The organism is Massilimicrobiota sp. An142, assembly GCF_002160725.1.
In the GTDB taxonomy this organism is placed as follows: Bacteria; Bacillota_I; Bacilli_A; order Erysipelotrichales; family Coprobacillaceae; genus Allocoprobacillus; species Allocoprobacillus merdigallinarum.
On the sequence record NZ_NFLD01000006.1, the window covers coordinates 75,728 to 88,838 of the forward strand.

The 13,111-nt window shown below is 31.4% G+C and carries 10 protein-coding genes and 1 other annotated feature; of the genes, 9 read left to right on the forward strand and 1 reads right to left on the reverse strand.

What is annotated here, in order from left to right:
* Positions 1 to 155: 155 nt before the first annotated feature.
* The gene (locus tag B5E87_RS04195) at positions 156 to 2,114 is read right to left on the reverse strand and encodes a DUF4118 domain-containing protein (RefSeq protein WP_191492496.1); all 1,959 of its coding nucleotides are present in this window, start codon (positions 2,112 to 2,114) and stop codon (positions 156 to 158) included.
* 277 nt (positions 2,115 to 2,391) lie between these two features.
* Here B5E87_RS04195 and kdpF point away from each other — a divergent pair, with 277 nt between their 5' ends.
* From kdpF to B5E87_RS04240, 9 genes are all read left to right on the forward strand, one after another.
* A complete protein-coding gene (gene kdpF / locus B5E87_RS15680) occupies positions 2,392 to 2,469 on the forward strand; it encodes a K(+)-transporting ATPase subunit F (protein WP_143746615.1) in 78 nt (25 codons plus the stop codon).
* A 15-nt stretch (positions 2,470 to 2,484) separates the two neighbouring features.
* Entirely contained in the window at positions 2,485 to 4,233 is a 1,749-nt protein-coding gene (locus B5E87_RS04205) for a potassium-transporting ATPase subunit KdpA (protein ID WP_087243679.1), read from the forward strand.
* Positions 4,234 to 4,253: 20 nt separating this feature from the next.
* A complete protein-coding gene (kdpB, locus tag B5E87_RS04210) occupies positions 4,254 to 6,311 on the forward strand; it encodes a potassium-transporting ATPase subunit KdpB (RefSeq protein WP_087243680.1) in 2,058 nt (685 codons plus the stop codon).
* Between the two features lie 10 nt (positions 6,312 to 6,321).
* Entirely contained in the window at positions 6,322 to 6,945 is a 624-nt protein-coding gene (gene kdpC, locus B5E87_RS04215; protein WP_087243681.1) for a potassium-transporting ATPase subunit KdpC, read from the forward strand.
* A 119-nt stretch (positions 6,946 to 7,064) separates the two neighbouring features.
* Positions 7,065 to 7,778, forward strand: coding sequence for a response regulator transcription factor (locus B5E87_RS04220; protein WP_087243682.1), 714 nt, complete (start codon positions 7,065 to 7,067; stop codon positions 7,776 to 7,778).
* A gap of 5 nt (positions 7,779 to 7,783) precedes the next feature.
* The gene (locus tag B5E87_RS04225) at positions 7,784 to 10,318 is read left to right on the forward strand and encodes a sensor histidine kinase (protein WP_087243683.1); all 2,535 of its coding nucleotides are present in this window, start codon (positions 7,784 to 7,786) and stop codon (positions 10,316 to 10,318) included.
* Positions 10,311 to 11,021, forward strand: a complete 711-nt coding sequence (locus tag B5E87_RS04230; protein WP_087243684.1) for a response regulator transcription factor — start codon at positions 10,311 to 10,313, stop codon at positions 11,019 to 11,021. Before B5E87_RS04225 ends, B5E87_RS04230 begins: the two co-directional genes overlap by 8 nt.
* Positions 11,022 to 11,114: 93 nt before the next feature.
* Positions 11,115 to 11,477, forward strand: a complete 363-nt coding sequence (locus B5E87_RS04235) for a tetratricopeptide repeat protein (RefSeq protein ID WP_087243685.1) — start codon at positions 11,115 to 11,117, stop codon at positions 11,475 to 11,477.
* Between the two features lie 91 nt (positions 11,478 to 11,568).
* Positions 11,569 to 11,773 (forward strand) — a binding site (T-box leader).
* Between the two features lie 114 nt (positions 11,774 to 11,887).
* The gene (locus B5E87_RS04240; RefSeq protein WP_087243686.1) at positions 11,888 to 13,108 is read left to right on the forward strand and encodes an argininosuccinate synthase; all 1,221 of its coding nucleotides are present in this window, start codon (positions 11,888 to 11,890) and stop codon (positions 13,106 to 13,108) included.
* Positions 13,109 to 13,111 lie beyond the last annotated feature (3 nt).

Consider the following 13,111-nt stretch of genomic DNA (forward strand, 5'->3'; position numbering starts at 1 on the left):
TATAATGATTATTTACAATAAAACAATGAAGGTATTATAAAAACGTCAGTAAATATCATAAAAGATTGTTATTGACGTTTTTATAGTGTCTATTGTCTTAATGATTTTATAATAGAATTATCTTGAGAAGAATATTTAAGAATATGGTTATGATGTTACATATCTTCATGTTCCAAAGATTCATTTAATTGTTGTTTTAAAATCATTTCATTATGAGATTCTTGTTTATAAATTGCATCAATAGCTAAAGCGATTTCATTTAAAATAGCTTTCAATAAAGCTTTTTCATAAGGTGCTAAATCCTCACCTTGTTCCATAGCAATACCAATCACTGCAAAAATATTGTCCTTTTTTCTAACAGCAAGATATAATCCTTTAGCAGCGGGAAGAGTGCTGGTTGAAACACCGGCATTTTTATTGTTGACAAGAACCCACTGGGCTACAGCTAACTCTTTATGATTAATGTATTCTCTTTTAATATCTGAAGTGATATGTGGACCATAAATCATAGGTTTTTGGAGTGTGTTGTTCTTAACGGGATAAAAAATAATTATACGATTTAACATTTTATATAGTTGAAAACATGTAATATTCATAATATCTTGATAAGAATTGCTCGTTTGTAAATTTTGACTTGTTTCTAATAGAATATCCATACTATGTGCATGAATAGAGGCTAAAAGGTTTTCTTTCTTTAATTTGTGAGCCATTGTACTAATGGATATTGATACAATGAACATGACAATAAAAATGAATGGATAATCAGATGAGGACATATTAAAGGTAAATCTTGGATCTATGAAGAAGTAGTTAATAGCAATAATGCTTAAAAAGGTTGAGATGAGATTGTATATTGGATAATATGTGACAATACCAATGAAACATGAAGCTAAAACATAGAGTAAAATAATATTTGTTGTATTGACATGTATTTCATAGAAAATAAAACCTAGTAATGTAGTAATAAGAAAAATAGATAGAGCTAAAATTGTTTCTTTTAATGAAAATTTGATAAATTTTGATAAATCTACAGATTTCTTTTGTGCCGTTGAACGATGATCTGGAATAATATAAATTTCTAGGTTTGGAGCATTCATCGTTAATTGATCGACAATGGTACTTCTTTTGATTAAAGTTGGTTTTTGATAAGAGCGACCTAACACTAATTTAGAGACACCACTTGTTTTGGCATATTGACCTATTTGAAATGCAACATCATCCCCATATGTAGAAACAATATCTGCTTTGAGATGTTTGGCTAAATTTAAATTCGACTGAAGTTGAGCTAAGGCTTTCTTAGAGAGATTATTACTTTTTGAAGTTTCAACATATAAAGCTGTAAAATCTGCATGAAAAGCCTGAGCCATACGCGAAGCTGTACGAATAACTTTTTGATTAGTTGGAGAACTTCCAATGCAAACAAGAATATGCTCTTTAGCAAAAGGTTGATTTTGTTTGGCTGTTACGATATTAACACGATCAGCACAACGTCTTAATGTAATCTCTCTTAAAGCTGTCAGATTATCTCTAATAAAGAAATGTTCCAAAGCTCTTTTGGCTTGTTGTTTATGATAGATTTTCCCTTCTTTTAATCTCTCAATTAAATCATCAATTTCAATATCTACTAATTTGACATCATCAGCATCATCAAAAACATGATCAGGTATTCTTTCATTAACCTTGATTCTTGTAATACTTTCAACAATATCATGTAGACTTTCTAAATGTTGTACATTCACTGTTGTATAAACATCAATACCCGCTCTTAATAATTCTTCAATATCACTATAACGTTTTTGATGTCTTGAACCATGAACATTGGTATGAGCTAATTCATCGACTAGAATAAGTTGAGGATGTCTTTTTAAAGCACCATCTAAATCAAATTCATAGAAAAGACGATCGCGATAAATAATTTTCTTTTTAGGAATCTGTTCTAGACCATAAATAAGATCGGTAGTCTCTTTACGATCATGCGGCTCTATATACCCTATAACAACATCAACACCTTGTACAGATTTTTGATGAGCAGCTTCAAGCATCGCAAATGTTTTACCGACACCAGCACAATAACCGAAAAATATTTTTAGACGTCCTTTTTTTATTGTTTCCATATCTACCACTTCCTTATTTTTTATTGTACATAAATTTTATAAATAAAAAAGTTTTAATAAAAATTTTAATATGATTTTAATATGGGGGCTTGGTGTTTTAACACTTTCTTTATTTTATCTATGCTAAGATATATACGTCTAAAAAAGACAAAAGGGGGAAACGCTATGATGATGGACATAATTATGGTAGCTGTATTAGCTATAGGTTTTCTGCTTATGAAACTTTTTGTAGATTGGAATGATAAACAGATCAATAAAAAGTAACGGAGGGAAGAATATGTGGTTATTAGCGATTGTGATTGTAGCATTAGCAAGTTATTTGGTTTATGCGTTGATCAATCCTGAGAAATTTTAATTTGGAGGAGAGTTTATGTTACAAATAGTATGTACATTACTTGTCTTCGTGGTGATTATTTTTCCTATTGGAAAGTATGTTTATCATATAACAACTCACAAGAAGACATTTGCAGATCCACTTTTTGATCGTATTGATAATGGAATATATAAGATATTAAAAATTGATACATCAAATATGGGGTGGAAAAAGTATGCATTATCTTTATTGTTATTTAATGCATGTTTAGTTTTTGTTGGTTATCTTATTTTAAGAATTCAATCAATAGGTATATTCAATCCTAATGGTATTGAAGGGATGGAAGCAACATTATCTTACAATACAATTATTTCGTTTATGACAAACACAAATTTACAACATTATTCTGGTGAATCAGGTTTATCTTATTTATCACAAATGTTTGTCATCATTATGATGATGTTTACATCTGCAGCAACTGGATATGCTGCATGTGTTGCAATGGTTCGAGGAATCTTAGGTAAACGAATGGGTAACTTCTATTGTGATGTGACACGAATTACAACACGTTTCTTGATTCCTATGGCTTTCATTGTTGGATTATTCCTTGTATCTCAAGGAGTACCTCAAAATTTGAGTCCAAATATAACACTAACAACAATTGAAGGAAAATTGCAAGATATTGCTTCTGGACCAATAGCAGCACTGGAATCAATTAAACACTTAGGAACAAATGGTGGAGGTTTCTTAGGGGCAAACTCATCAACACCACTTGAAAATCCAACAGTTTTATCAAATATTGCTGAATTATATTCAATGATGTTCTTACCAGCAGCTTGTGTATTCACATTTGGTCATATGGTTTATGATAAATATCAAGAAAGAAAAGCTAAAAAATTGGATACAACAGCTTCAAAAGAATTTGATAAACCAAGTTCTAAAGTTTGGTTAGGTAAAGAAGGACGTACAATTTTTGCGGCAATGTCAATTTTGTTTGTTATTGGTTTAGCACTATGTTTCTTTAGTGAAAGTCAAGGAAATAGTGCAGTTGCATCAGCTGGAATTACTCAAACAATTGGAAATATGGAAGGTAAAGAAGTAAGATTTGGAGTTGCCCAGTCTTCGCTCTTTACAACTGTAACGACATCATTTACAACAGGAACAGTTAACAATATGCATGATACATTAACACCATTAGGTGGATTAGTTCCATTATTGCATATGATGTTAAATGTTGTCTTTGGTGGTGTTGGTGTAGGTCTTATGAATATGCTGATTTATGCAATTATTGGTGTATTTATTTGTGGTTTAATGATTGGACGTACACCAGAGTATCTAGGTAAAAAAATAGAAGGAAAAGAAATGAAATTAGCAGCACTATGTATTATTATTCATCCTTTATTAATATTAGGATTTAGCGCTTTAGCTGTTTCAGTTCAAGCAGGATTAGATGGAATTACAAATCCTGGTTTTCATGGATTAACACAGGTATTGTATGAATTTACATCATCTGCAGCTAACAATGGTTCTGGATTTGAAGGATTAGCGGATAATACAGTATTTTGGAATGTTACTTGTGGTTTAGTTATGTTTTTAGGACGTTATCTATCAATTATTATTCAATTAGCTATTGCTGGAAGTTTATTTAATAAAATTGATGTGAACGAGTCAATTGGTACATTAAAAACAAATACTTGGACTTTCGCTATTATCTTAGTTTTTGTTGTTTATATTTTTGCAGCATTAACATTCTTACCAGCTTTAGCTCTTGGACCAATTTCAGAGGGATTGACCTTAGGTCTATAGAAAGGGGTTTAGTTTAATATATGAGTCGTCAAAAAAAAACAAAATTTATTACAAAAGATATTCTTGGTTCTTCTATCAAAGGGGCTTTTGTAAAATTAAATCCTATGTATATGATGAAAAATCCAGTTATGTTTGTTGTTGAAGTTGGATTTGTCATTTGTACTATTCTTGTCTTTTTCCCACATTTATTTAATGATAAGGGAGATAATTTAAGTTTATATAATGCGATTGTTGCGATTATTTTGTTTATTACTTTATTGTTTGCTAACTTTGCTGAATCTGTTGCAGAAGGACGAGGAAAAGCACAGGCTGAAACATTAAAGAAAACAAAGAAAGATACAAAAGCTCGTCTTATCCACGGGGATGGATCAGAAGAAATGATTTCAGCTAGTGAATTACAAAAAGGTGATGTTGTTCTCGTAAAAGCTGGAGAATTAATTCCAAATGATGGTGAAATCATCGAAGGAATTGCGAGTATTGATGAATCTGCGATTACAGGTGAATCGGCACCAGTCACTAAGGAAAGTGGGGGAGATTTTGCTTCAGTCACTGGAGGAACAACGGTTGTTTCAGACTGGATTAAAGTGGAAATTACTTCTGAACCAGGGCATTCATTCTTGGATAAAATGATTGCTTTAGTTGAAGGGGCTTCACGTCAAAAAACACCTAATGAAATAGCTCTAAACACATTATTAGTTTCATTAACAATTATTTTCTTAATCGTTATTGTAACACTTTATCCAATGGCTAATTATTCAGAAGTACAAATACCAATTTCAACATTAATCGCATTAACTGTATGTTTGATTCCTACAACAATAGGAGCTTTATTAAGTGCTATTGGAATTGCGGGAATGGATAGAGTAACACGTTTTAATGTTATTGCTATGTCAGGAAAAGCAGTTGAAGCATGTGGTGATGTTGATACAATGATTCTTGATAAAACAGGAACTATTACTTTTGGAAATCGTTTGGCTAGTGATTTTATCCCTGTATCAGGTATTAAAAAAGAAGAACTCACTGAATACGCTTGGATTGCATCTATAGGTGATGACACACCTGAAGGAAAATCTACTGTTGAATTGGCAGAAAAATTCGGTTGTCAATTACAAAGAAAAAATTATGAAAATGCTGAATTTATTGAATTTACTGCTGCTAGTAAAATGAGTGGTGTGAATACGACTGATGGACATGTTGTTCGTAAAGGTGCCGGTGACGCTATGATTCAATATGTTAAAGAAAATGGTGGTAAGGTACCAGATGATTTAACATTAAAAGTAGATGAAGTTTCAAAACTTGGTGGAACACCTTTGATTGTATGTGCAGATTATAGAATTTTAGGTGTTATTTATTTAAAAGATACTGTAAAACCTGGTTTAGTAGAACGTTTTGAACGTTTGCGTAAAATTGGTATTAAAACTATTATGTGTACTGGAGATAATCCATTAACTGCTGCGACTATTGCTGCTGAAGCAGGTGTTGATGGTTATATTGCGGAATGTAAACCAGAAGATAAAATTGAAGCAATTAAAAAAGAACAATCTGAAGGAAAGATTGTAGCCATGACTGGTGATGGAACAAATGACGCACCAGCACTTGCCCAAGCTAATGTTGGTATTGCTATGAATAGTGGGACATCTGCTGCCAAAGAAGCTGCAAACATGGTTGATTTAGATTCTGACCCTACAAAGATCTTGGAAGTTGTAGAAATTGGTAAACAGTTGTTAATTACTCGAGGATCATTAACGACTTTCTCAATTGCTAATGATATTGCAAAATACTTTGCAATTATACCAGCCATGTTCCAAGCTGTTATACCACAATTAAGTGTTCTTAACATCATGGGATTACAAACATCTGAAAGTGCTATTTTATCTGCATTGATTTTTAACGCAGTGATTATTCCATGTTTGATTCCACTAGCAATGAAAGGTGTTAAGTATAAACCTATGAGTGCATCTAAAATGCTTGGAAGAAATATGCTAATCTATGGATTAGGTGGAGTGATTTGTCCATTTTTAGGAATTAAGATTATTGATATGATTATTGCACCATTATTAGTTTTATTAGGATTATAGGAGGTAAACTATGAAAAAGTTTTTAAGACACTTTAGATTGGCGTTTCTATTTGCAATAGCAATGTTTGTGATATGTGGATTTATTTATCCCATGGTATTAACAGGAGTTTCACAAGTTGTATTTCCAAGTCAATCAAATGGAAGTCTTGTTGAAGTAGATGGAAAAGCAGTGGGTTCTGAAATTGTTGGACAAGATTTTACTGATGAAAGATTGTTCCATTGCAGACCTTCAGCTTACAACTACAATACTTATACACAAGAACAAAAAGATAGTGGAGAATATGCAGGTTTATCATCTGGAAGTAACAACTATGCACCAAGTAATCCTGCTTTGAAAGAAAGATTAGATGAAGATATTGAAAAATTCTTAGAAGAAAATCCTACAGTAAGCAAAGAAGATATTCCTTCTGACATTATTACTGCATCAGGATCAGGATTAGATCCACATATTTCAGTAGAAGCTGCTAAAGTACAAATGGATAGAGTTGCTAAAAATACAGGTTTATCTCAAGAACAATTAGAAAAAATGATTGAAGAAAATACTTCAGGAAAATTCTTAGGTATTTTTGGAGAAGAAACTGTCAATGTTTTAAAATTAAACTTAATGGTTGCACAAGAAATAGATATGATTTAATGAAAAACTCCACTTTATCCAAGTGGAGTTTTTTGGTCTTGTTTATATAGAAAAGACTTTTTTTCGTAATAGCTATATAGTAAAATATAAATATATTTAAAGGGGAAAAGGAAGAAAATATGCAGGCGAATATATTGGTTGTAGAAGATGATCATTCAGTTAGAAATCTTGTGTCTACAACTTTGCAGACACATGGATATCAATTTGATGCTATGATTAATGGTGAGAGTGCTTTATTGGCTATGACATCACATCATTACGATATTATTTTATTAGATTTAGGATTACCTGATCAAGATGGTATAGATATTATCAAAACAGTTCGTACGTTTTCGGTTATTCCCATCATTGTTTTAAGTGCAAGAAGTAGTAATGAAGATAAGATAGCTGCATTGGATGCAGGAGCAGATGATTATTTAACAAAACCATTTAATATTGATGAACTTTTAGCAAGAGTTCGTTCAACTTTACGTAGAGCTGAATATTTACAAAATATGACGACTCAAGAAGAAACGGTTTTTGAAAATGGTGATTTAAAAATTAATTATTTATCAGCGACAGTATCTTTAAAAGGAAAAGAAATACATTTAATGCCAATAGAATATAATTTGCTTTGCCTTTTAGCAAAAAATGTTGGTAAAGTCTTAACTTATCAGTTTATTTTAGATAAAATATGGAAAAATGCATTGGAATCAGATTTGTCCTCATTGCGTGTTTATATGACAACATTAAGAAAAAAGATTGATAAACAGTATGCGGATGATCAAAAATATATTCAAACGCATATAGGTATTGGTTATCGTATGGTTAGACAAAAAAAGAGTGGTGAATAATATTCATGAATGAAGAAAAAAAACATCAAGGGCGTTTAAAAATATTTTTTGGCTATGCAATGCATACTGGAAAAACATATGCAATGTTACAAGAAGCTAAGGAATTGACAGATATGTCTAATGATGTGGTTGTGGGGTATATAGAAAATGTAGAAGGGTTAGAGACGATTTTAAAGGGGTTGGAATGTGTTCCCAATCGTCAGTTAATGCTATCTTCACCAGAGGTAGATATAGATGCTATTTTAGCGAGACATCCACATATAGTATTGATTGATCATATGGCTCATACAAATAGAAATGGTTCTAGGCATTTAAAACGTTATCAAGATATTCTTGAAATACTTGAAGCAGGAATTGATGTTTATACAACTGCCAATGTACAAGATATAGTGAGTTTACAAGATGATATTAATAAGATAACAGGAGAGCATTCAAGTGAAACAATACCTGATTATCTTTTTGAACAAGCACATCAAGTTAAGTTTATTGATAATGAGCCACAATATGAGCATCATTATTCAGTAGAAACTTTAAAAGCATTAAGAGAGTTAGCAATCAAATGTTGTGCACAAAGAATAAAAAAGTTAACTTCCTTACCTTCTAAATCTCATTTTATAAATTCTGAGCATATCTTAGTCTGCTTGTCACCATCACCTTCAAATGCGAAAGTCATAAGAACAGCAGCAAAACTTGCAAATACATATCAAGCAAGATTAACAGCTTTATATATTGCACCATTGGATAAAAAGCTTTCTAAAAAAGAATATCAGTATCTACAAGAAAATATATCTCTAGCAAAAGACTTACAAGCACAAATTGAAGTGCTTAATGATAATAAGGTTGTATTTGAAATAGCTGAATATGCTAGAATCTCTGGGGTTACCAAAATTGTGCTAGGTCAAAGTCCAACGCATTTTTTTCAATGTTCTTCATTATCTGAGCAATTAGTTCGATTAGCACCACAACTAGAAATATATGTTATACCTTATATTGATGAAAGGTCTATTTTTAAGTTAGTAAGACCACAATTAACACTTAATCGTCAAGATTTCATGCGAACAGCAGGTATGTTGATTTTGTCCACATTGATTGGTGGAATCTTTTACTATCTTGATTTTAAAGAATCTAATATTATACTGATTTATATTTTAGGTGTTTTAATGACTGCATTGATTACGACAAGAAGAATTTATAGTTTAGCATCTTCATTCATTAGTGTCTTGATTTTTAATTTTCTTTTTACAAGTCCAAGATTAACATTGAGAGCTTATGATTCAAGGTATATCGTGACATTTATAATCATGTTTATTGTTGCTTTTATTACAAGCAGTATGACAAATAAGTTACAAACAAGTGCAAAAGATTCAGCACAAAATGCTTATCGTATGAAAATATTATTAGAAACAAATCAAAAACTACAGAAGGAAAAAAATAAAGAAGGAATTATTTCTGTAACATGTCATTCACTTATGAAATTATTACAAAGGGATATTATTTTCTATCCTGTTTCAAAGAATAATTTAGAAAAACCACTTATTTTTTGCCAATCGCCAAAGGATACATCCATATTTCAAAATGAAGAAGCTGTTGCAAAATGGGTTCTCAAAAATAATAAACATGCTGGAGCGACAACGAAAACATTATCCAATGCATTATGCCTTTATTTAGCAGTACGTATTGGAGATAAAATTTATGGTATTATCGGTATATATATTGATGGCAAGCCCTTAGATTCATATGAAAATAATATTATGCTTTCTATTTTAGGAGAATTAGCTCTTTCTTTAGAAAATGAAAGTGTTATTAAGGAAAAAGCAACCGCAGATTTAAAAGCCAAAAATGAACAACTCAGAGCTAATCTTTTACGTTCTATATCTCATGATTTGAGAACTCCTCTGACTTCTATCTCTGGTAATGCAGGAATTTTATTAAGTACGGGTACAATCTTAGATGAAGATAAAAAAAAGCAGTTATACAGCGATATTTATGATGATTCTTTATGGCTTATTAATCTTGTAGAAAATTTATTGTCTGTAACTCGTATAGAAAATGGATCAATGAATTTGAATCTAAAAGTAGAATTAATAGAAGATGTGATTAATGAAGCACTTAAGCATATCAATACACGCAGAATACAACATCATATTCAAGTTATTCAAGATGAAAATATATTACTTGCTAAAATAGATGCTAGACTGATTGTTCAAGTCATTATGAATATCTTAGATAATGCTATCAAATATACACCTGATCATACAACAATAACTATACAGAGTTATCTTAAAGATAAAAACATCTATATTGATATTGCTGATGAAGGAAATGGCATTAATGATAAAGATAAGGAACATATTTTTGATATGTTTTATACTGTTAATCGTCAAGTCGCAGATAGTCGCAGAAGTTTAGGATTGGGATTATCTCTTTGTCAGTCCATTATGCAGGCACATCATGGGGAAATTAAAGTTTATGATAATTCGCCTCATGGAACAGTTTTTCAGATATCTTTACCGGCACAGGAGGTAGAAATACATGAATAGTCCAAAAATATTAGTTGTGGAAGATGATAAAGCCGTTCGTAATTTGATTGCTATTACATTACAGACAAGAAATTATAAATATATATTATCTGATAATGGAGAATCAGCTCTTCTAGAGTTTGCCTCTGAACATCCTGATGTTATCCTTCTAGATTTGGGATTACCTGATATAGATGGAATGGAAGTGATTCAAAAAATTCGTGAAAAATCACAAATTCCAATCATTATTCTTAGTGCCAGAGGAGAAGAAAGTGACAAAGTGGCAGCTCTTGATGTTGGAGCAGATGATTATTTGACAAAACCATTCTCGGTAGAAGAATTATTGGCTCGATTGCGTGTCGCATTAAGAAGAACAGAATATATATGGAATAGTGATGCAAAAAACAACCATATATTTGAAAATGGAGATTTAAAGATTGATTATGCTTCAAGTTGTGTGACTCTTAAGGGAGAAGAAATTCATTTAACACCTATTGAATATAAGATATTAAATTTGTTATCAAAAAATATCGGAAAAATTTTAACGCATACTTATTTAACACGAGAAATATGGGGAAGTGCTTTTGATAGTGATGTCGCTTCGTTACGTGTTTTTATGGCTAATTTGCGTAAAAAGATTGAACCAGAAAAAAGTGGTGTGAGTTATATTCAGACACATGTAGGGATAGGTTATCGTATGATGAAGATTGAAAAGAGTGATTAAATTCTCACAGCATTCTCACACAAGCTTTTGTTTTCTCACACTCACTTCACAATATATTTCTTATAATAATAGTGAAGATAAGGAGTGAGTTATATGAAACAAAATAGAAATGAATATATAGTTTTAGAAAAATTAGGAGAAAAGGTTAAAAGTCTTATTGAAAAGGATCGTTCTGAATGTCAGGAGTTAGTTGTTCAGGCATTAGTGAATTATCCACATGCACCTCAACCACAGAATTTACTAGGCATTTTAGCAGAAAAACAAGGAGATTTAGCCCTAGCAATGAAACATTATCGTGCAGCTTGGTCATTATCTCCTAATTACCGACCATCAAGAAAAAATATTGATCGATTGGTATCTTTATCAAGTTTCCAATGTTATTATTATGATCAAGAGTGTTGTGAGATGGAAACGCAAGATTCTCAAGGATTGTTTAAAAGAAAAATTATTATATAATTTGCATTTTCATAAAAAAACTTGTTATATTTGGAAAAAATAAAAAAATATATTGACAAAAGAAAGCTATCCATGTATGATTAACGCATATTAAAAATCGTTGAGCAGGAAAAGTAATTTCTTGAACGCTTCAAGCGAGGTAGTACAGAGTGGAAGGCTACTAAGTGGAAAGGAATGAAACGCACCTGTGAGAGTCCATTAGAAATGAGAGTATAATGGAACGTAACCTGCGTTAAGGGATAGAGTGGTTAGTTTTTCTAACAACTAGAGTGGTACCGTGTATATGCACCTCTGGAGAGATCCAGAGGTTTTTTGTTTATAGAGAGGGTGATTGAATTGCGGCGATTGATAGAAAAAATGAATAAATATAATAAAAGAGAAATACAAAATAATGAAAAGGAGAATGAACAATGGAAAAGAAACAATATAAAAAAGTCGTATTAGCTTACTCAGGGGGATTAGATACATCAATTATTATAGCGTGGTTAAAAGAAAATTATGGCTGTGAAGTGATTGCTGTGGCTGGGGATGTTGGTCAAGGAGATGAACTTGATGGATTAGAAGAAAAAGCTTTAGCAACAGGAGCTTCTAAATATTATTGTGCTGATTGCAAGGAAGAGTTTGTGAATGATTTTATTTTCCCAGCTATCAAAGCCAATGCTGTTTATGAAGGAAAATATCTTTTAGGAACTTCTCTAGCAAGACCGATCATTGCGAAAAAATTAGTAGAGATTGCTAAAAAAGAAGGGGCAGATGCCATTTGTCATGGTTGTACAGGTAAAGGAAATGATCAGGTCAGATTTGAACTGACAATCAAAGCCTTTGCACCGGAATTAGATATTATTGCACCATGGAGAGTATGGGAATTAAAGAGTAGAGAAGATGAAATTGAATATGCCCAAGCGAGAAATATTCCTTTAAAAATTAATAAAGAAACAAATTATTCTAAGGATAAAAACTTATGGCATTTATCACATGAAGGATTAGATTTGGAAAATCCTGCAAATGAACCTATGTATGACAAGATTCTTGAATTAGGTGTCACACCAGAAAAAGCACCAGACAAGCCAACATATATTACAATTACTTTTGAAAAAGGAATTCCAGTTGCTTTAAATGGTGAAAAAATGAATGGTATTGATTTGATTACTGCTTTAAACAAAATTGGCGGAGAAAATGGTATTGGCATCATTGATATGGTTGAAAACAGATTAGTTGGTATGAAATCAAGAGGTGTTTATGAAACACCAGGTGGAACAATTCTTTATAAAGCACATGCTGATTTGGAAGAAATCACAATTGATAAAGAAACACAACATTTCAAATATCAGGTTTCTCAAAAGCTAGCAGATATTTTATATAACGGTCAATGGTATACACCACTAACAAAAGCATTACTTGCTTTTATTGATGAAACACAAAAGACAGTCAATGGAGACGTGAAATTAAAACTATATAAAGGAAATATTATGGGAGCTGGTATGACTTCACCAGATACTTTATATAGTGAACAGACAGCTTCATTTGGAGAAGATGAAGATTATAATCAAATGGATTCTCAAGGATTTATTAATTTATATGGTTTACCTATTAAAGTGAAAGCTTTATTAGATCAACAAAGAAAGAAATAGGAG